19 protein-coding genes and 1 pseudogene are annotated in these 19,892 nt (G+C 65.7%); 12 read left to right on the top strand and 8 right to left on the bottom strand.

Annotated elements, in window-relative coordinates:
- Both VFG49_RS04905 and mazG read left to right on the top strand, forming a co-directional pair.
- A pseudogene (locus VFG49_RS04905) lies at positions 1-117 on the top strand (3'(2'),5'-bisphosphate nucleotidase CysQ); the annotation flags it as partial.
- On the top strand, positions 114-929 hold the full coding sequence (gene mazG / locus VFG49_RS04900; RefSeq protein ID WP_324858395.1) for a nucleoside triphosphate pyrophosphohydrolase: 816 nt from the start codon (positions 114-116) through the stop codon (positions 927-929). The pseudogene VFG49_RS04905 and the gene mazG, both read left to right, overlap by 4 nt.
- An 82-nt stretch (positions 930-1,011) precedes the next feature.
- On the opposite strand, the gene VFG49_RS04895 is transcribed toward mazG, so the two are convergent.
- Complete coding sequence (locus tag VFG49_RS04895) at positions 1,012-1,557, bottom strand: hypothetical protein (RefSeq protein ID WP_324858394.1); 546 nt, start codon at positions 1,555-1,557, stop codon at positions 1,012-1,014.
- 126 nt (positions 1,558-1,683) lie between these two features.
- Between VFG49_RS04895 and VFG49_RS04890 the strand changes: the two genes are divergently transcribed.
- Positions 1,684-2,457: a DUF4097 family beta strand repeat-containing protein gene (locus tag VFG49_RS04890; protein WP_324858393.1), complete on the top strand. Its 774-nt coding sequence runs from the start codon at positions 1,684-1,686 to the stop codon at positions 2,455-2,457.
- On the opposite strand, the gene VFG49_RS04885 is transcribed toward VFG49_RS04890, so the two are convergent.
- The 3 genes from VFG49_RS04885 to VFG49_RS04875 are packed head-to-tail and all read right to left on the bottom strand — an operon-like array spanning position 2,458 to position 6,820.
- Positions 2,458-3,576: an SLC13 family permease gene (locus VFG49_RS04885; RefSeq protein WP_324858392.1), complete on the bottom strand. Its 1,119-nt coding sequence runs from the start codon at positions 3,574-3,576 to the stop codon at positions 2,458-2,460. It lies immediately after the preceding gene.
- Positions 3,577-3,579: 3 nt separating this feature from the next.
- The gene (locus VFG49_RS04880; RefSeq protein ID WP_324858391.1) at positions 3,580-6,063 is read right to left on the bottom strand and encodes an ABC transporter permease; all 2,484 of its coding nucleotides are present in this window, start codon (positions 6,061-6,063) and stop codon (positions 3,580-3,582) included.
- 31 nt (positions 6,064-6,094) lie between these two features.
- Positions 6,095-6,820: an ABC transporter ATP-binding protein gene (locus tag VFG49_RS04875; RefSeq protein WP_324858390.1), complete on the bottom strand. Its 726-nt coding sequence runs from the start codon at positions 6,818-6,820 to the stop codon at positions 6,095-6,097.
- Between VFG49_RS04875 and VFG49_RS04870 the strand changes: the two genes are divergently transcribed.
- The 3 genes from VFG49_RS04870 to VFG49_RS04860 all read left to right on the top strand — a co-directional run bounded on the left by VFG49_RS04870 (position 6,819) and on the right by VFG49_RS04860 (position 9,282).
- Positions 6,819-7,436 (top strand): arylesterase, encoded by a 618-nt coding sequence (locus tag VFG49_RS04870; RefSeq protein ID WP_324858389.1) that lies wholly within the window; start codon positions 6,819-6,821, stop codon positions 7,434-7,436. The two genes, VFG49_RS04875 and VFG49_RS04870, sit on opposite strands and share 2 nt — an antisense overlap.
- 109 nt (positions 7,437-7,545) lie before the next feature.
- Entirely contained in the window at positions 7,546-8,277 is a 732-nt protein-coding gene (locus tag VFG49_RS04865) for a response regulator transcription factor (protein ID WP_324858388.1), read from the top strand.
- 69 nt (positions 8,278-8,346) lie between these two features.
- Positions 8,347-9,282, top strand: coding sequence for a HAMP domain-containing sensor histidine kinase (locus VFG49_RS04860; protein WP_324858387.1), 936 nt, complete (start codon positions 8,347-8,349; stop codon positions 9,280-9,282).
- 53 nt (positions 9,283-9,335) lie between these two features.
- Here VFG49_RS04860 and VFG49_RS04855 read toward each other — a convergent pair whose 3' ends face one another.
- On the bottom strand, positions 9,336-10,694 hold the full coding sequence (locus VFG49_RS04855; RefSeq protein ID WP_324858386.1) for a 3-oxoacid CoA-transferase: 1,359 nt from the start codon (positions 10,692-10,694) through the stop codon (positions 9,336-9,338).
- 189 nt (positions 10,695-10,883) lie between these two features.
- Between VFG49_RS04855 and VFG49_RS04850 the strand changes: the two genes are divergently transcribed.
- The 3 genes from VFG49_RS04850 to VFG49_RS04840 all read left to right on the top strand — a co-directional run bounded on the left by VFG49_RS04850 (position 10,884) and on the right by VFG49_RS04840 (position 13,847).
- Positions 10,884-11,255, top strand: coding sequence for a BlaI/MecI/CopY family transcriptional regulator (locus VFG49_RS04850; RefSeq protein ID WP_324858385.1), 372 nt, complete (start codon positions 10,884-10,886; stop codon positions 11,253-11,255).
- Positions 11,242-12,780 carry a M56 family metallopeptidase gene (locus VFG49_RS04845; protein ID WP_324858384.1) on the top strand — a complete coding sequence of 513 codons (1,539 nt, stop codon included), beginning with the start codon at positions 11,242-11,244 and terminating at the stop codon, positions 12,778-12,780. The genes VFG49_RS04850 and VFG49_RS04845 overlap by 14 nt, the downstream gene beginning before the upstream one ends.
- Positions 12,781-12,869: 89 nt before the next feature.
- Positions 12,870-13,847, top strand: coding sequence for an isoaspartyl peptidase/L-asparaginase (locus tag VFG49_RS04840; protein ID WP_324858396.1), 978 nt, complete (start codon positions 12,870-12,872; stop codon positions 13,845-13,847).
- A 140-nt stretch (positions 13,848-13,987) separates the two neighbouring features.
- Here the strand turns inward: VFG49_RS04840 and VFG49_RS04835 are convergent, their stop codons facing one another.
- From VFG49_RS04835 to VFG49_RS04825, 3 genes are all read right to left on the bottom strand, one after another.
- Entirely contained in the window at positions 13,988-14,551 is a 564-nt protein-coding gene (locus tag VFG49_RS04835) for a response regulator transcription factor (protein ID WP_324858383.1), read from the bottom strand.
- A gap of 99 nt (positions 14,552-14,650) precedes the next feature.
- On the bottom strand, positions 14,651-15,928 hold the full coding sequence (locus VFG49_RS04830; protein WP_324858382.1) for an ATP-binding protein: 1,278 nt from the start codon (positions 15,926-15,928) through the stop codon (positions 14,651-14,653).
- A gap of 118 nt (positions 15,929-16,046) precedes the next feature.
- On the bottom strand, positions 16,047-17,579 hold the full coding sequence (locus VFG49_RS04825; RefSeq protein WP_324858381.1) for an oligopeptide:H+ symporter: 1,533 nt from the start codon (positions 17,577-17,579) through the stop codon (positions 16,047-16,049).
- 229 nt (positions 17,580-17,808) lie between these two features.
- Between VFG49_RS04825 and VFG49_RS04820 the strand changes: the two genes are divergently transcribed.
- The 3 genes from VFG49_RS04820 (at position 17,809) to VFG49_RS04810 (ending at position 19,892) form a co-directional block, all read left to right on the top strand.
- Positions 17,809-18,180, top strand: coding sequence for a diacylglycerol kinase (locus VFG49_RS04820; RefSeq protein WP_324858380.1), 372 nt, complete (start codon positions 17,809-17,811; stop codon positions 18,178-18,180).
- A gap of 184 nt (positions 18,181-18,364) precedes the next feature.
- On the top strand, positions 18,365-18,982 hold the full coding sequence (locus tag VFG49_RS04815; protein WP_324858379.1) for a LemA family protein: 618 nt from the start codon (positions 18,365-18,367) through the stop codon (positions 18,980-18,982).
- A gap of 1 nt (position 18,983) precedes the next feature.
- A complete protein-coding gene (locus tag VFG49_RS04810; protein ID WP_324858378.1) occupies positions 18,984-19,892 on the top strand; it encodes a TPM domain-containing protein in 909 nt (302 codons plus the stop codon).

Below are 19,892 nucleotides of genomic sequence, written 5' to 3'. Positions count from 1 at the left end.
GAACCATTGCGCTACAACCGCGGCGATTCGCTGATCAATCCCGAATTCATCGCGGTCGGCGATACCTCGGTCGACTGGCGCGCGCGCTTGCAGGCCGCAGACATGGACGCTTCGTGAGCGCCGGCGAGCGGCACAGCCTGGATGACCTGCTCGCCATCATGGCGCGCCTGCGTGATCCCGCGGGCGGCTGTCCATGGGATCTGAAGCAGGATTTCTCCACGATCGCTCCGTACACCATCGAGGAAGCCTACGAAGTCGCCGACGCGATCGATCGCAAGGACTGGCACGACCTGCGCGACGAGTTGGGCGACCTGCTGCTGCAGGTGGTGTTCCACGCGCAGATGGCGAAGGAGTCGGGGCTGTTCGATTTCGCCGATGTGGCGCATGCGATCAGTGACAAGATGATCCGTCGCCATCCGCATGTGTTCGGCGACGAAAGCTATGCCGACCTCGACGCGCAGACCGCCGCCTGGGAAGACATCAAGGCTGCCGAACGCAAGGCGAAGGGCGAGCAGCACGACGACAGCGCGCTGGCCGGGGTATCTCGTGGCCTGCCGGAGTGGAAGCGTGCACTGAAACTGCAGCAGCGTGCGGCAAAGGTCGGCTTCGACTGGCCGGACGAGCAACCGGTGCTCGACAAGTTGCTGGAAGAGGTCGAGGAAGTTCGCGCGGAGTTTGCCGACGGTCGTGATGCCGACCGATTGCAGGACGAGATCGGCGACGTGTTGTTCGTTGTGGTGAATGTGGCGCGGCACGCGGGCGTGGATTTTTCGCAGGCGTTGCGCCACGCCAATGCCAAGTTCGAACGGCGTTTCCGCAGGATGGAACATCTGGCGCAAGCCGAAGGCCGGCCGCTGGGCGAACGCGATCTTGCGGATCAGGAAGCGCTTTGGCTGCAGGCCAAGCGAATGGACGCGCCGTCCTCCTGAAAAAGGAGGCACGGGCTCTGGGGTTCCCGTGCCTCAGTGATGAGCGCTGCCTGGCCGGCAGTGCCTGTTTTTCTTCTTGTGCTTATGGCTTGGCCGATGCGGGCTTGGCGTCGCCGCGGCGCTGTTCCCATTCGCTACGCATCTTGTCGAACTCGGCGCGGCGCCTGGCTTCGTTGGCGAGGTTCTCGTCGAGGCTCTTGCGCAGCGTGGCGATGGCCTGGTCGGTGTTGGCCGGCGCGGACTGCACGCGTGCGAGCTGGTGATAGGCGTAGGTGCGCACGCGAGGGTCCTGCGACTTGGCCAGCACGTCGTTGTAGAGCGCTGGCAGGTCCTTGCTGCGACCGCTGTCCTTGTACAGGTGCTCCAGCGCGCGCAGGTCTTCGATCACCGGCGAGTCCGGGCCGCCGAAGCCAGGGCCGGCAAAGCCGGGGCCGCGAAAGCCAGCGCGATCGAAACCGGGGCCGCGGCCGCCCGGCATGCCGTCGGGGGCCATATGCGGCGCCGACGGTGATGCCTTGGCCACGGGCGCCGGCGGTGCCTTGGGAGCGGCATCCTGCGCGGTGGCGAACGTGGCGCTGCCGGCGACCAGCAGGGCGAGGGCGGAGGCGAGCAGGGACTTGCGTTGCATGGTGATGCATCTCCACGATGGTTGTGCCGCCTCAAACGCCGTGGGTCTGCTCCGGGTTGACCCGGGCTCTAAACCTTTTGGCCGCCAGCTTCATCTCATGCCTGTCCGAATACCGAGGAATCACCCATGCGCCGTCTTCTGCTTGCTGCCCTATTGATCGCCCCGCTGGCCTCACACGCCGATGAATGCAAGTTCCAGGCGCCGCGCAATCTCACGCTGGATCTTGCCGGAGTGCGCGAGGTGCAGGTGGACCTGCACAGCCATGACCTGCACCTCAATGGCTCCACGGGTGCGGGCGGCGCCATCACGGGACGCGCCTGCGCATCCGATGCCAAGTTGCTCGACGACCTCACCGTCACGCAGCGCCGCGAGGGTGATCGACTCATCGTCGAAGTCGGCAACCACAGCCACATCACCATCAGCCTGTTCAAGAGCAGCTACACCAGCCTTGAGCTCAATATGCAGATGCCCTCGCAGATCCCGGTGGTGCTCAACGTCGGCTCCGGTGATGCCTGGGTGTCGGGCTTCCAGCGCCTCACCACGCAGGTGGGCTCGGGCGACCTGCACGTCAGCAAGATCACCGGTCCCTTCAGCGCCAGCGTGGGTTCGGGTGACGTGGAAGTGCATGAGGTCGGCAGCCTGGACATGGGCTCGGTGGGTTCGGGCGACGTGAAGGTGGATAGCGTGCATGGCGATGCGCGCTTCGGCAGCGTGGGCTCCGGCGATGTCACGGTGCGCGGCGTGGACGGCAGCGTGCGCGTGGACACGCTCGGCTCGGGCGACCTGCGCGTGCGCGACGTGCGTGGCGACTTCAGCGTGGGCGCGAAGGGCAGTGGCGACGTGAGTCATTCGGGCGTGCAGGGCAAGGTGAACGTGCCCCACGACCGCGACGATGACTGATCAGCCCAGCCAGCGCCACGCGAGATAGACCAGCGGCGCGCACACCAGCAGGAACGGCACGGATACCAGGTGAAGCAGTCGGGCAGCACCCGGCTGTTTCGCCAGGCGCAGCGCAATGAGGTTGGCCAGCGAACCGATGGCCACGCCGAAGCCTCCGACATTCACGGCCACCGCCAGCGCCATCGTGTCCGGCGCATGGCGCAACAGCAGCACGGTGGCCGGCACGTTGCTGATCACCTGTGATGCCACGATGCCGCTCACGTAGAGCGTGCGTGGGTTTTCCAGGTCCAGTCCCTCCAGCGCGTGCTGTACCGGCGCCAGTTCCGCAAAGTGCCCCAGGCCCAGGAAGATGGCGACGAAGGTGGCCAGCAGCAGCCAGTCCACCCGCGCCAGGATGCTGCGGTCGAACAGCGCGAACGGCACCAGCAGGAACAACGCGCCCAGCGCGGCATGGCCGTGTTCCATCATCAGCACCATGCTCGCCAGTGCCATCAGCGAGAGCACGGCCTGCGCGATCGAGACGGGGTGGCCGTCGATGTCCTGGGCGTGCAGCACCACGCGGCCGCGTGGCATCCAGGCCAGCGTCAGCGCGACCAGCAGCAGGAACATCACGCCGAACGCCGGCAGCATGGCCCGCGTGAACTGCAGGAAGGGCACGTGGCTGTATTGCCACAGCAGCAGGTTCTGCGGATTGCCGATGGGGCTGAGCGTGGAGCCGCCATTCACGGCCAGTGCTTCGAGCACCACGGCGCGCATCAAGGGAAGATTGGAGATGCGCCCGATGGCGAGGGTCAGCGGCACGATCAGGAAGAGGCTGACGTCGTTGGTGAGCACCATCGACAGCAACGCGGCAGTGCATACCAGCAGCAGGCCCAGGCCGCGCAGCGAATGCACGCGTTCCACCAGCGCCGCGGCGGCATGTTGCACCAGGCCGCTGTCGCGGATGCCCTGGATGCAGATCATCAGGCCGAGCAGGCCGGCCAGCGTCGGCAGTTGCAGCCAGCGCTGGTAGTCGGCCAGCGGGTGCGGGTCGGCGACGGCGAGCACGGCAGCCAGCAGGCCGAAGCCCACCAGCAGACGTTCGTTGGCGAGTTCGCGAATCCAGGAATAGACGGCCAAAGCTCAGGTTTCCCGCAGCAAGCGCATCGGCGAGGTATGGCTCACGCGTCGCGTGCCGGCCAGCCCCAGCAGCATCACCACCACGGCCGCGGCCAGGGCAGCCAGCAGCAGTGAACCCAAGGGCGGCACGAAATGGTCGATGTGGAAGATCGCGTGGCCCAGCCACAGGCCCGTGCCCGCGGCGCCGAAGGCGGCAGTGAGTCCTGCGACGAGGCCCAGCAACGCGAATTCGCAGGCTGCCGCCGCACGCAGCTGGCTGCGCCGCGCACCGAGCGTGCGCAGCAGGGCCGCTTCGTGCCGGCGTTCCTGCGCACTGGCCGCCAGTGCCGCTGCCAGCACCAGCGCACCGGCCAGCAGGCTGAAGCCGAGTACCCAGCGCACCGCACCGCTTACCTGGTTCACGATGTCGCGCACGCGGTCGAGCATGGCGTCCACGTCGATCAGGCTGAGGTTGCTGTAGTCGCGTGACAGCTGCGCCAGCGACTGCGTATGCCCGCGCGGCAGGTAGAAACTCGCGATCCAGGTGTGCGGCAGGCTGGCCGCATGCGCCGGATCGAACACCAGGAAGAAGTTCACGCGGAACGACGTCCAGTCGACGCGCCGGATGCTGCCCACGCGCGCATCGATGTTGCCTTCGCCCACGTTGAAGCTCATGACGTCGCCCACTTTCAGCGCGAACATGTCGCGCCACATGGTGTCGATGGACACTTCCGCCTGCGCAGGCCGGTCGCCGTGCCAATGGCCGGCGATCACCTCGTTGCTCGGCGGCAGCTCGCTCGCCCACGACAGACGCAATTGGCGGTCGGCCCATTCCTTGGCGCGCGGATCGCTGAAGCCGAGCTGGTCGATGGCGCGTCCGTTGATGGCGGTGAGCTTGCCCACGGCCAGGGGCAGCATGTTGAGCTTCTCGCCGCCCATCCCCGACAGTGCCTGCTCGAAGCCGGGGCGTTGATCGTCCTGCAGGTTGAGCACGAACCAGTTGGGCGTGTCGGCGGGCAATTCGCTCCGCCAGCCTTCAAGCAGGGCAGGAGCGACGATGGCAAGCAGCAGTAGCGCCACCAGGCCCAGGCTCAGCGCCGTGGCCTGCACTAGGCTCATGCCGCGGCGGCGTGCCAGCGCGGCCAGCCCGAGCCGCAACGCCGGATGAGCGCCGGGCGCCACGCGTCGTGCCACCCACAACAGCAGGGCGGACAGCAGTGCCGCGAGCACGGCCACGCCCAGCAGGCTCACGGCGAGGATCCCGGCCAGCTTCGCCGAACCGCTCTGGGTCCAGATCAGCAGCAGGGCGACCAGCGCGGGAACCAGGTACAGCGCATCGAACCGTCGCACGCGTCGCGCCGCGCTTTCGCGGAAGACCGCCACGGGCGGCACCTCGGCGAGCCGAGCCAACGGCGGCAGCGCGAAACCGGCGAGCACGGCCAGCCCCATCACGGCAGCCGCGATGGCCGGACCCAGAGGCAGGGCCGTGGGCACGGTGGCGAAGAGCTGGCTGGCGAAGTGCCAGGTGAGCTGGGCCAGGCCCAGCGCTGCGGCCCCGCCGACGATGACCGCGGGTATCGCCAGCAAGCCCAGCGTGCCGACCAGGAGACCCAGCACCTGTCGGCGTGGCGTACCCAGGGCGCGCAGCAGGGCTACTTCGTTGGTCTTTCGCCGTGCGTAGCGCTGTGCGGCCAGCGCGATGGCCACGCCAGCGAGCAAGGCCGACAACAGTGCTGTGAGCCGCAGGAACGCGCTGGCGCGGTCGAACGCGCTGCGCATCCGCTCCTGTGTCTGCTCGGGCGTGATCAGTTGGGCGCCCTGCGGCAGCGATTGCGACTGCACCCAGTCACGCCAGCCCTGCACCGGCGCCGGCTCGCCGGCCACCAGCAAGCGATGGCGGGCGCGGCTGCCTGCACCCAGCAGGCCGGCCTGCTCGGCATCGCCGATATTCATCAGCGCGCGGGGCGCCATGGCCACCAGTTCGCCTCCGTCCGGCTGACGTACCAGTTCGGCGGTCACGCGAAGGTCGCGCCCACCGAGCTGGACCGTGTCGCCAAGGTGCAGGCCAAGCGCGACCAAGGCACGGTGATCGAGGTATACGCTGCCGGCGGCCGGGCCGTGGCCGGTCGTGCTGCGACCGTGGCCATCGAGCAAATCCAGCGTGCCACGCAAGGGGTAGGCGCCATCGACGGCCTGCACGTCGAGCAGCTGGCTCTGCTCATGGGCAAAGGCCACGCTGGGAAAGCTTGCGCCGCGCGTGGCGTACAGGCCGCGCCGGGAGGCGTCCGCCGCGAACTCCGCGGGCAGCGACTGCGGCGAACTGATGCCGGCATCGCCGCCGATCAGTTCGGCGGCGCTGGCCAGCACGCCGCGCTCCGTGCGGGTGGAGAGGGTGGCGACCACGCCCAACGCCACCACGGCGAGCATCAGCGAGGCGCCCAGCGTGCGCAGTTCGGGCAGGTGCCACTCGCGGCGCAGGCTGCGCAGGGACAGCGTGAGCAACCTCACGCGGCCTGCTCCGTGGCATGGAATGGCGCGTTCACGGGGACACCGCCGATGCCGCCCGTGCGGTCATGGCCACGCGCCCGTTGTCCAGTTCCACCTGGCGCGAGCAACGCGCCGCGAGCTTGGGATCGTGCGTGACCAAGACGAGCGTGGTCTGGTGATCCTGGTTGAGCGCGAACATCAGGTCGCTGATGTGATGGCCGGTGCGCTGGTCCAGGTTACCGGTAGGTTCGTCGGCGAAAAGCAGGCGCGGCCGGTGCACGAAGGCGCGCGCGATGGCCACGCGCTGCTGTTCGCCGCCAGACAGCTGGGCGGGGTAATGGCGCCGGCGCGGCGAAAGCTCCACCGCCTCCAATGCCTCACGGGCGCGGGCACGCGCATCGTCGCGACCCTCCAGCTCCAGCGGCAGCATCACGTTTTCCTCGGCGGTAAGCGCGGGCAGCAGGTGGAACGACTGGAACACGAAGCCCACCAGGCGCCGGCGCAGGTCCGCGCGCGCCTCCTCGTCCAGGGTTTCCAGCGCGTGGCCGTCCAGCAGGATGCGTCCGCTCGACGGTGTATCAAGCCCGGCCAGCAGGCCGAGCAGGGTGGTCTTGCCCGACCCGGACGCGCCCACGATGGCGAAGCTCTCGCCCACGCGAACCTGCAGCGAAACGCCGGCAAGGATGTCCAGGCGCCCCTCGGGTCCCTGGACCGACTTGCTAACATCGGCCGCGTCCAGAAGGACACCGTTGGAAAAAGCGGAGGCATTGCCACTCATGCGTCGTTTCCTTTGTTGCCTGGTCGTCTTGCTGGGCGCCGTCGTCGGCACCGCGCAGGCGGCCCCGTCGAAAACCGTACTGGTGCTGGGCGACTCGCTGTCCGCCGCGCACAACATCCCGGTCGAATCCGGCTGGGTCCATCTACTCGGCGACCGTCTCGCCAAGATGGAGCCGGGTTGGACGGTGGTCAATGCCAGCATCAGTGGCGAAACCTCGCTGAGCGGCCGCAACCGGCTGCCGGCCCTGCTGGAGAAGTACCACCCGTCAGTGGTCGTCATCGAGCTGGGCGCCAACGATGGGCTACGGGGCCTGGCGCTGGCGCAGCTCCGCGACAACCTCTCGGCGATGGTCGAGGCGGCCCGGCAAGCCAAGGCCCGCGTATTGCTGCTGGGCATCGAACTGCCCGTGAATTACGGTCCCCAGTACCGCGACGGCTTGCGGACGGTCTACGCGGACGTGGCCAGCAAGGAACAGGCGGCGTTGCTGCCGTTCCTGCTCGACGGAGTGGCCCTGCGGCCCGAGCTGATGCAGGAAGACGGACTTCATCCGATCGCCTCCGCACAACCACGGGTGCTGGACAACGTCTGGATGCCGCTGCAGCCCCTGTTGCGCTAACGTGAATGCGCTCACAACCCTTCGTGAACTGTGTGCATGGAATTCACGCGTCCTGCACGATGTGGCCCGTTAGCTTTCACCTTTGTGAAGTCAGCTTCAGGAGGTAAGGATGAGCGCACGAGACGAACAATCCGGCCTGATACTTCTGGTCGAGGACAATCGCCAGATTGCGGAGATGGTCGGTGAATTCCTCGAACGTCGGGGTTACTCGGTCGACTACGCCGCCGATGGTGTCAGTGGCCTGCATCTGGCGGTATCCAACAGTTACGACGTGGTGGTGCTCGACCTGATGTTGCCGGGCATGGACGGTCTGGACGTCTGCCGCAAGCTGCGCCGCGATGCCAAGAAGTCCACCCCGGTGCTGATGCTGACGGCCCGCGACACGCTGGAGGACAAGCTGGTTGGCCTGGAGGCCGGCGCAGACGACTACCTTGTGAAGCCGTTCGAGGTGCGCGAACTGGAAGCACGCCTGCGCGCCCTGATCCGCCGCGATCGCCGCCAGGTGTCCACCGAGATCCTCACCGTCGGCGACATGACGCTGGACACCGCCACGCTGCGCCTGGTGCGCGGCGGGCAGGAACTCACCGTGTCGCCCATTGGGCTCAAGCTGCTGGCCATCCTCATGCGCGAATCGCCGCGCGTGGTAAGCCGCCGCGACATAGAACGCGAAATCTGGGGCGACACGCTGCCCGATTCGGACACGTTGCGCTCGCATCTCTACAACCTGCGCCGGGTGATCGACAAACCCTTCGACCGCCCGCTGCTGCATACCATCCACTCCGCCGGATATCGCCTCGCCGATCTTGAATCGGAGGTGGCTTCTGCCTCGCAGCCGGCCTGATCACGCGCGCATGAATTGATTATGGCCAGCAGGGGCAACCCACGGCCCGCGTCGAGTCTCCGGCGCGGGTTGTTCCATCGACGCCTGGCGATCATCTTCGGCCTGCAGATGATGGCCGTGGTAATCGTGTGCCTGATGGGGCTCTACAACATGGCGCCGGTAAGCGCCGTGGTCGTATTGATCATGATCATCAGCGTGCTGTCGTGGCTGGCGGCACGACGCCAATGGGCGCCGGTGAGCCGGCTGGCCCGCGCGCTCAGCGACTGGGATGAGCAATCGCAGGACATCAATGGCCTGCGCCCCGAGCAGATGCCCGGCCGCACCGATGCCGATGTCATGACGCTGGCGCATGGCCTTTACGGCCTGGCCAACCGCATCTCCGGCTACAACCAGCGCGAGCGCAACTTCACGCGCGACGCCAGCCACGAACTGCGCAGCCCACTCACGGTGATCAAGATGTCGGCGGATATGCTGGCCGACGATCCCTCGCTGGGCGAGTTCGGTCAGCGTTCCGTGCAGCGTATCAAGCGGTCCACGCGCGAAATGGAGGCGTTGGTCGAAGCCTTGTTGATCCTGGCGCGCGAATCCGACAACGGACTGACTGAAGAAGACTTCGTGGTGAACGACGTGATCCGCCACGAGCTACCCGACGTGCTGGGCATGCTGGAAGGGCGCCCCATCACGCTGGAGCTGGAAGAACCCGCGCGCTTCATCCTGCACGGATCGCCGCGCGTGTTCGCCGTGCTGTGCTGGCAGCTCATCCGCAATGCCTGCCAGCAGGCCGAAGGTGGCACCGTGATCGTCACGGTGATGCCCGGCGTGGTAACCGTTTCCCACCGTGGCGAAGTGCCCGCGCTTGGCGGCGCGAATCGACATGGCTTCGAACTGGCCATCGCGCGCCGCATCAGCGAACGCTTCCACTGGCCACTGGAACTGCAGACGCGCGAGGACCGTCGTCACATCGCGCGCATACGTTTTCCGGATTCCACGCCGATTTCGACGTAACCAGGAAACGTCGAGCCACGCCTGCGGCCTTGGCCCGACAGGATACTTTTCTCTCAGGATTTCAACGCATCGCTCACCGCGAATGCACAGCCCGTCTTGGCCTTCACGTCCTCCAGCGTCACGCCATCATGCAGCTCGATCAGGGTGATGCCCTTGCCCTTCTCGACGGAGAACACGCACAGGTCGGTGATGATCAGGTCCACGCACTCCTTGCCCGTGATGGGCAGGTCGCAGGCGTCCTTGATCTTGGGCGAGCCATCCTTTGCGGTGTGTTCCATCAGCACGACGACGCGCTTCACGCCGCTGACCAGATCCATCGCGCCGCCTGGGCCTTTCACCATCTTGCCTGGCACCATCCAGTTGGCGAGATCGCCAGTGCAGGAGACTTCGAGGCCGCCGAGGATCGACAGGTCGATGTGGCCGCCACGGATCATCGCGAACGATTCGGCGCTGGAGAAGAAGCTGGAGCCGGGCAGGGTGGTGATGGTCTGCTTGCCGGCGTTGATCAGGTCCGGGTCCACGTGCGTGTCATCCGGGAACGGGCCGATGCCGAGCAGGCCGTTTTCCGACTGCAGGGTGACGTCCATGCCCGGCGGGATGTAGTTGGCCACCAGCGTGGGAATGCCGATGCCCAGGTTCACGTAGAAGCCATCCCGCAGTTCCCTCGCGGCGCGCTGCGCCATGGCGGTGCGGATCGGGCTTTCCTTGCCGGTGTTCGCCCCGGCCACGGTGCGGAACTCGATGCGCTTCTCGTACGCCGGTCCCTGGATGATGCGGTCGACATAGATGCCCGGTACGTGGACGGTATCCGGCTCAAGCGTGCCGACCTCCACCAGCTCTTCCACTTCCGCCACGCAGACCTTGCCGCACGTAGCGATCATGGGATTGAAATTGCGCGCGGTCTTGCGGAATACCAGGTTGCCCAGCCGATCGCCCTTCCACGCCTTCACGATCGACACATCGGCATGGATGGCTTCTTCGAGGACGTATTCCTTGCCGTCGAACACCTTCGTTTCCTTGCCTTCGGCCAGCTTGGTGCCAAACGCCGTGCGCGTGTAGAAGCCGGGAATGCCCGCACCGCCGGCGCGTAGCTTCTCGGCCAGCGTGCCCTGCGGTACCAGGTGCAGTTCCAGCTCGCCGGCCAGTACCTGGCGCTCGAATTCCTTGTTCTCGCCCACGTAGGAGGCGTACACGCGCTTGACCTGCCGCGTCTTCAGCAGCGGACCCATGCCGAAATCATCCACGCCGGCGTTGTTGCCCACGATGGTGAGCCCCTTGGTGCCCGCCTTCAGCAATGCCGCGATGAGGTTCTCGGGAATGCCGCACAGGCCGAAGCCGCCGGCGGCGATGGTCATGTCGTCGAACAGCAGTCCATCGAGGGCCTGCGCCGCGCTTGCATAAACCTTGTCCATTGCTGATGCCTTCTTGCGGGGAGAATCAGCTGCCTAGGATACGACGGATCGGTGTCCGCTCATGCTGTACCAAGGTCGCAAAGGGCCTTGGGCTCCATACGGAGGCGCAGGTAGCGGCAATGAGGGCTTGACGTCGTTCGTTTACGTCTGTAATCATCAATTTCGCTTACACATGTAAACGGTAAATTCATGGCCATCAGCGAAGCCGAAGCAGTGATCATGGAAGTCCTGTGGCGCTCGTCGCCGCGCAGTGCGGAGGACATCCTTGCCGAAGTAGGGCCGCAGCAGGAGTGGCAGGAAGGCACGGTCAAATCCCTGCTCAATCGACTGCTGAAGAAAAAGGCCGTGAAGGCGGAACGCGACGGCCGTCGTTATCTCTACGCACCGCGATTGCCGCGTGAGCAATACGTGTCGCAGGAGAGCAAGGGCCTGCTCGATCGCCTGTTTGGCGGTCGGGTAGCGCCGCTGGTGGCGCACTTCTCCGAGCAGCGCAAATTGTCGAAGAAGGACATTGCCGAGCTCAAGAAGCTGCTGGAGGAGCTTGATGATGAGCAGCCTTAAGGCCTGGGCTTGCGGCATCGAGCCGACGTTCGTGCAACTGCTTGTGGTGGTCACCGCGACCAGCCTGTTGGTGATGTCGCTGCGCGGACTCATGCGACGCTGGTTCGGTGCCGAACGTGCGGCACAGTTGTGGTGGCTTCCACTGCTGACCATGATGGCCTGCCAGTTGCCGCATCCTTCCGGCTTGACGACGGGCGCAGGCAATCTGCCTTCCATGGTCGCAATGATCCGGACCATTGCCGATGGCTGGTCGAATGCTGCCGATGGTGCGCCCGATATTTCGTGGCCCGTGGTGGCTTTGCTGTTGTGGCTGGCGGGCGTCGCGTCACTGACGGTGTACGGCGCGCTCGCGCAATGGCGTTATCACCGACGCCTGCGTTCGGCCGAAGCACTTCCGGGCAGGCAAAGTCATTGGCCGATACGCATCGCTGCACACGTGGACATCGGGCCGGCCTTGGTGGGCGCATGGCGCGTCTGCATCGTGCTGCCGGTGGACTTTGCGCAGCGCTACGACCAGGACGAACAAGCCCTGGTGATCGCCCACGAAAGCATGCACGCGCAGCGTCGTGACGGTTGCTGGTGCCTGCTGGCGGGCATCGTGCTCGCACTGTGCTGGTTCAGCCCCTTGGCGTGGTGGTGCTGGCGCAGTTTCCGCCAGGACCTGGAGCTTGCCTGTGACGCCGCCGTGCTGAGGCAATCGGGCGCTTCGCGCCGCCGCTATGCCGAGGCCTTGTTGAAGACTCAGCCGGCGGCGTGGGCGCTGCCGGTGGGCTGTAGTTGGTCGTCACGACATCCACTGATGGAGCGTATTGCCATGTTGAAGCAACCGATGCCGGGTCGCCGGCAGCAAATCCTGGGCGCCGCGATGGGTGCCCTGTGCCTGGCCTTGACCGCTGGCGGGGTCTACGCCACAAGCGCGCCGGGTGCCGGCGCGTCGCCCGCCTCTTCCGGGCAGCATGAGTATCAGCTTGACCTGAAACTGCAGTTCGGATCGGACGACGGCCAGCATCGTCATGACGAACGCTCCACCTTGGCTGTCTGCATGGCGGATGGCCAATCGGCCCAGGTCCGCGTGAGCGATTGGTCGATCACCGCGACCACCAAGTCGCTGCGCACCACCGACAAGGTGGCGATTGATCTGGTGGTGAGTCGCGCAGAAAAGCAGCTCGCCAGACAACAGCTTGAGGGAGCCGTGGACCAGCCGCTGCATGCCGTGCATGAAGGCCAGGCTGGCGACAGCTATGTCTTCGATGTGACGCCCAGAAAAGGGTGTCCCGCGCGAGCCACAGCCGATACCGAGCCCATGATCAACGAACACGTGGAACGGGGGCAGGTGCTGGACGTGGCGCAATCGGTGGCCAGCAAGGCCGGCTGGACGCTTTCCAATCCCGATACGCTGGGGAATGGTGTCATCAGCCTCAACTTCGAGGCGGTGCCGGCGCGCGAGGCCATGCGCCTGGTGGCGGCCACGGTGAACATGCAGCCTGTGTTCGAGGGCAAACAGGTGCGGTTCGAAGCGAAATAGGCCGGATATACTGCGCGCACCGTCTTTAGGAGTGCGCCGTGAAGTCTCGCTGTCTTGTCGCCGCGGCAGCGCTGCTGGGGATTGCATCCATGGCCCAGGCCGCCGCGCCCGTGCTGGTCATCCACGGCGGCGCGGGGGTGATCAAGCGCGAGATGAGCCCGGCACGCGAAAAAGCGGTGCGCGCAGCGCTGACCCAGGCACTGCAGAAAGGCTACGCGCAGCTGAAGTCGGGCAAGACGGCCGTCGATGCCGTGGCCGCCGCCATCACCGTGCTTGAGGACGATCCCAACTTCAACGCCGGCAAGGGTTCCGTCTTCACGCACGACGGCAAGAACGAACTGGATGCCGCCATCATGGATGGTGCCACCTTGGAAGCCGGTTCCGTCGCCGGCGTGCATCGCGTGAAGAATCCCATCCTGCTGGCTCGCGCGATCATGGAAAAGTCGGACCACGTGATGCTGGTCGGCGATGGCGCGGAGGAATTTGCGAAGACGGTGGGTGTCGAGCTGGTCGATCCATCCTACTTTCGTACCGAGGAGCGCTGGCAGCAGCTGCAGAGGGCGCTCAAGGAAGACGATGAGAAGGTGAAGCATTCGGACGTCGAGACGGCCAAGCATTTCGGCACTGTCGGTGCGGTGGCCCTGGATGCCGAAGGCCACCTTGCTGCAGGCACGTCCACCGGTGGCATGACCGACAAGCGTTGGGGACGCGTCGGCGATTCGCCCATCATCGGTGCCGGAACGTATGCCAATTCCGGTTGCGCCGTTTCCGGCACGGGCTGGGGCGAGTACTACCTTCGCACTGTTGCGGCGCACGAGATCTGCATGCGTGTCACGCAGATGCGCGTGCCGCTGAAGCGCGCGGCCGCCGAGGTGATCAACCAGGAAATTCCGTCAATGGGTGGCAACGGTGGCGCCATTGCGCTGGATGGCAACGGCAACGTGGCCATGCCATTCAATACCGACGGCATGTATCGCGGCTGGATCGGTGCAGACGGCGTGCCGCATGTGGCGATCTACGGCGACGAGAGCGATGGCACGGCGGAGCCGTTGCCTGAGAGCGAGTAGTGAAATGAGAGAAGTGAGAAGTGAGAGAAGGCGGAGAGCCGAACTCGCACCGCTTACTTCTTGCCGCGGGCTTCCCGCCTCGAGTCGACAAGGGAGCGGGTGCGCACGAGGTCCCACTCTCACTCCTTACTCCTCTTTACTCACTCTTCGCTCTCTGGCCGCTCCCTGACCGGATGCTTGCTGAGCTTGCGCTGCAGCGTGCGGCGATGCATGCCCAGACGGCGTGCCGTCTCGGAGATGTTGCCATCGCATTCGGTCAGCACGCGCTGGATGTGCTCCCACTCCAGGCGACGCAGCGCCAGCGGTGCCTCCGGGGCGTCAACCAGATCGTCGTCGCCTGTGCTGGTGTCGCCATCGAGCAGGGCCCGCACAACGGCATCCGCATCGACAGGCTTGGCAAGGTAATCGTGCGCACCGCGCTTGATGGCCTCCACGGCGGTGGCGATCGAGGCGTAGCCGGTAAGCAGCAGCACGCGGATTTCCGGTACCAGCGCCTGCAACTCGGGGATCAGGCGCAGGCCATTCTCGTCGCCCAGCTTGAGGTCCAGCACGCAGTAGCGCGGCTGGTGGCGCCGGGTGAGCGCGCGTGCCTCGTCGGCATTGCTGGCGGTGATGACCTCGAACCCGCGCGAGCTCAGGGCGCGCGCCAGGACACGGGCAAAAGTAGCGTCGTCATCGATGATCAGAAGTTGTTGGTCGCTCATGGGGTTCTCCGCGGCTCAAGGGCCGGACACGCACATTCTCACCGCTGCGACAACGCATTCACATGTGGCCTTGCGCCGCTGTGGCTATCCGCCACAGTGCTACGGCGCTGCGATAACCGCCAGCGGCAGGCGCAGGGTCATCTGGGCTCCGCTGCCGGTGTTGGTGGCGATCAGTTCGCCGTCCAGTCGCTCGGCGGTGGCCTCGGCCAGCGCCAGCCCGATGCCTAGGCCCGTCTGCTTGTGCGACTGCCCCAGCACGCCGATCTCGTCGATGGCGCCAAAGCCCGGGCCGTGGTCGGTCACGATCAGTTCGAGGCGGCCACGGTCCAGCCGTACGGTGAGCGCCACGGATTGCGACTGTTTCATGGCCGATGCATCCGCCGCGTTATTCAGCAGGTTCAGCAGCGCGTGGCGCAGGCCGGGCGGGGTGCGCAGCACCGTGCGGGCGGCTTCCTGATCAATCGCCAGGGCCAGGTCCGCCTCCGGCCGCAGCAGCTGGAAGCGCTCCAGGCAGCCGTGGATGAAGCGGTCCACGGTGAGCAGCTCCGGCTCCTGCGAGAGCTGCGCCTTGCCGAACGCGACCATCTCCCGAAGGATGGTGCGGCAGCGGTCAACCTGGCCTTCGAGCAGTTCCAGGTCTTCGGCCAGGGCGGCGTCGCTGGCGTGCTCGCGACGCAGCTCGGGGAGCAGGGTGCGCATGGTCGCCAAGGGCGTATTGAGCTCATGCGCCGCACCTGCGGCCTGGGTGGCGATGGCGAGAATGCCTTCGTCACGCAGGGCGCGCTCGCGCACGCGTTGCATCTCCAGTTGCTGGAAGCGCAGGGAGCGCGCCAGGCGCTTGATGAAGAAGCCCAGCAGCAGGGCCATGATCACGAAGTTCACGCCCATGCCGATCACGTGGAGCGAGAAGCTGCTGGCGGTTTCGCCCCTCATCGGCGCGGGCAGCGGCACATACCAGAACAACAGCACCAGGTAAGCAGCGCCAACCAGCGCCGACACCGACAACACGGCGCTCACGGGAAGCGCCGCGGCAGTGAGTGCAATCGGGATGATCAGCAGCGTGATGAACGGATTGCTGGCGCCACCCGTGAAATGCAGCAGGTAGCCGAGGATCAACGTATCCACCGCCACGTGCACGATGGTTTCCCACTGCTTGATCGGCCATGGCTGCGTCAGGCGCCAGGCGGCGAAAACCGCGAATGTCGCCAGCACACCAATGCCGACCAGCAGCGGCAGCAAGGGGATGTCCATTTGCATCCACAGCGCACACACCAGCACGGCGGCGCTCTGGCCGGCGATGGCGCAAATCCGCAGCCACGCGAGGCTGCGGAACAGGGGGCGTGGGCCGATGCGCTGCTGGGAGTGGGAACGTTTCATGGGCGCGATAGTAGTAGGTTTGCGCTCGCGCCCCGGTCGCGCGCAGGCCGGTGCGGCAATATGAAACGCACCGGCCCCAAAGGACGATGCCCGCCAGTGGCGGGCATCGGGAGGACTGTTAAACCTCTTCGCTGTGCACGGCCGGCAACGGCGTATGCACTTCGGCATGACTGCGCGAGAGCCGGTTCATCAGTGGCAGCATGGCCACCGCAATCACCGTGCAGCCCACGCCCACGAAGCCCAGCTTGTTGAACAGGCTGACATAGATGTTCAGCGATTCGACCGGGCTGGTGATGTTCTCCGGCATGGCGGCGAAATTGGCCACCACGCTGCCCAGGTATTGCGAAATGCCGACGGCTACGTAGTACGCGCCCATCATGAAGCCGCCCATGCGGGCCGGCACGTAGCGGGCGATCATCGCCAGGCCCAGTCCGCTTACCAGCAGTTCGCCCAGCGAATACAGGCCATAGCCCCAGACCATGGTCCAGGACGACACCTGGCCATCCACCGCGCTCAGCGCGCCGAAGCCGTACATGAAGAAGCCCAACGCCACGGCGGCGAAGCCCAGTGCGAACTTGGCGGCGACGGAAGGATCCTTGCCCACGCGGCCCAGTGAGTTGTAGATCGCCACCAGCACGGGGCTGAGGAGCACGATCCAGATCGCGTTGAGGTTCTGGTACTGCTCGGGAATCCAGTTGAACAGGTGTTGGCCGAACACGTCGAACGAGAGGTTCACGTTCTTCTGTGCAAACAGGTTCAGCGACGTGGCCATCTGTGCGTAGAAGATGAAGAAGAAGATCGTCTGCACGGTCAGCACGAGTGCGGCGATCAGGCCGGCGCGCTCGCTCTGCTCGGCGTTGCGGATCAGGTGCACGAAGATGCCCAGGATCACGATGCCGGCAAGGTACACGCAGATCTTCGCGGCAAGCAGGCTTTGCAGGATAAAGGCGGAGACGAACACCAGTACGAGCGATGCGCCGAACAGGGCAAGCACGCGGTTCATCCGCAGCGGCTGCTCGTCGGCCGGCGAGCCGATGTGTGCCAGCGTGCGATGCATCAGCGAGTAATTGGCCAGGCCCAGCGCCAGACCCACGGCGCAGGCACCGAACGCGGTATGCCAACCCATCGCATCGCCGTAATGCGCGCCGACGTAGTCGCGGATCCACGGCGTGGCCGTCATCGACACCATCGAGCCGACGTTCACGGCCATGTAGTAGATGGTGAATGCGCTGTCGATGCGAACGTCGTCGCCCTCGTAGATCTTGCGCACCAGGTTGCCCGCGTTCGGCTTGAAGAAGCCGTTGCCGACGATGATCACGCCGAGCGCGCAGTACAGCAGCGTCGGGTTGTCCGACGGAATCCACAGCATCATGTAGCCCAGTGCCAGCACGACTGCGCCGGTGACCATGGTGCGGCGGGTACCGATAAGCTTGTCGCCGACCCAGCCGCCAATGGCAGGGGTGGCATAGATCAGGGCGGCGGCCGCGCCCCATACGAGGTTGGCCTTGGTGTCGACGAAGCCGAGCTTCTTCATCATGTAGGTGACCATGAGCACCTGCATGCCGTAGAAGCCAAAGCGCTCCCACATCTCGATCAGGAACACGGTGCTGAACGAGCGGGTCTGGGAGACCGGAGGATTCTGGATTGCCATTCAATTGTCCGTACTGCGGTTCATACAACGACCGCCAGGCGGTCGGCTCGCGTGGCCCGGAATTGGGTCACAAAACCCGAGCAGCGTAACCCATTCGTCATTCAGGTCTCGTTGCGATGCCGCATGCAGGAAACTGCGGCACGGACGGGCGTGGCGGCCTATGGCATCATTGCGGGCTTATGCCCGCCCGTCGGGCGCGGCATAAGCCGCTAGCTCGGAGGAAAACACGATGGCAGCCAGCGGTTTCAGAGGCCCCCGACAGATCTGGAACGCCTTCAGGTGGTCCATGAAAGGCCTGCGCGCGGGCTGGCAGCACGAGGCGTCGTTCCGGCTGGAGGTCTGCATTGCCGTGGTGCTGGTGCCGCTGGGCCTGTGGCTGGGCCATGGCGCACTGGAAAAGATCGCCCTGATCGTGCCGCCGGTGCTGGTGCTTTCCGCGGAACTGCTCAATTCGGCGGTGGAAGCTGTGGTCGACAAGGTCAGCCCGGAGTTCCACGAACTGGCCGGACGGGCCAAGGACATGGGCTCCGCCGCCGTGTTCCTGCTGCTGATGCTCACCGCCCTGAGCTGGGGCCTCATCTTCTGGCCCCGTCTGGGCTGAGAGCCGCTTGTGTAGGAGCGCACCCTGTGCGCGATAAGCCAATCCCCCAAGGGGACGTCGCGTAACGGCGACGCCGGAACCCTTCGGTCGCGCACTGGGTGCGCTCCTACAGGGGAGACTCCGAGATTGCGCCCTTCACGGCGGAATGCTGCAATGGTGTCTCCACCGGATTGGAGCACTCCCCATGAAACTTCTTCGCGCCCTTGCATTGCTGTTGGTCGTCGCCGGGCTCTCTGGCTGTGGCTACAACGCCATCCAGCGCCAGGACGAGTCGGTCAAGGCTTCCTGGTCCGAGGTGCTCAACCAGTACCAGCGGCGCGCCGATCTGGTGCCCAACCTGGTCAATACGGTGAAAGGCTATGCCCAGCACGAGGAGCGGGTGCTTACCGAAGTCACCAACGCTCGCGCCAAGGTCGGAAGCACGCAGCTGACTACCGCTGACTTGAACGATCCGGAAAAGCTCAAGCAGTTCCAGGCCGCGCAGGGCGAGCTGTCCAGCGCGCTGTCCCGCCTGATGGTGGTCAGCGAGAACTATCCCCAGCTGAAGGCCGACGGCCTGTTCCAGAACCTGCAGGCACAGCTGGAAGGCACCGAGAACCGCATCACCGTGGCGCGCAATCGCTACGTGAAGGAAGTGCAGGAATACAACTCGATGATCCGCACTTTCCCGAACAATCTCACCGCCAAGATCTTCGGTTACCAGGTCAAGCCCAACTTCTCGGTCGAGAACGAGAAGGCGATTTCCACGGCGCCGACCGTCGATTTCGGCGGCACGCCCGCGCCCGCCGCATCGGCGCACTGAGATGACGCGGCGCTTCACGCGCCTGCTGCTGGTCGTGCTGGCGATGGCACTGCTGTCGCCCGCATGGCTGCGCGCTGCCGACGACGTGCCGAAACTCAGCCGGCACGTGACCGACCTCACCGGCACGCTCACGCCGCAGCAGGTCGACCAACTCGATGCGCAGCTCGTCTCCCTGGAGAAAACCAAGGGCGCGCAGCTGGTGGTGCTGATGGTGGGTACGACCGAACCGCAGGACATCGCCGAGTATTCGCTGGCGGTCGCCGAGGCGAACAAGATCGGCCGCAAGGGCACCGATGACGGCTTGCTGCTGTTGGTGGCGAAGAACGACCGCCGCGTGCGCATAGAAGTGGGCTACGGCCTTGAAGGCGCGGTGCCCGACGCTGCGACGGTACGCATCACCCGCGAATACATCGCGCCAAAATTCCGTGTCAACGACTACTACGGTGGCATCAGCGACGCCCTTGGCGCCTTGACCCAGCTGGTGAACGGAGAAGCGTTGCCACCGCCGGTGGAAAGCGCGCATTCCGAGCGACGCGGGATCGATTTCGGTCACATCCTGCTGATCGGCGTCTTCGTGGCGTTCTTCCTGCGCGGCATCCTGGGACGTTCGGCCATCTGGTTGCGCACGCCGCTGGGCGCCGTCGTCACTGGTGGCCTGTTGTGGCTGCTCGCGGCATCGATCGGCGCCGGCATCCTGGGTGCGCTGATAGGCGGTGTGCTGATGCTGTTGCCTGCCGGTGCGGGTCGCTCGATCGGCGGCGGTGGCTGGGGTGGCTTCGGCGGGGGAGGCTTCGGCGGGGGAGGCTGGGGCGGCGGATTTGGTGGCGGAAGCGGCGGTGGATTCGGGGGCGGCGGCTTCAGTGGGGGCGGCGGCAGTTTCGGCGGTGGTGGTTCGTCGGGGAGCTGGTGA

The sequence above is a fragment of the Dyella sp. genome (genome assembly GCF_035685885.1).
In the GTDB taxonomy this organism is placed as follows: Bacteria; Pseudomonadota; Gammaproteobacteria; order Xanthomonadales; family Rhodanobacteraceae; genus Dyella.
Note: the sequence above shows the minus strand (reverse complement) of the source record. Positions and strands in the feature narration are given on the sequence as shown.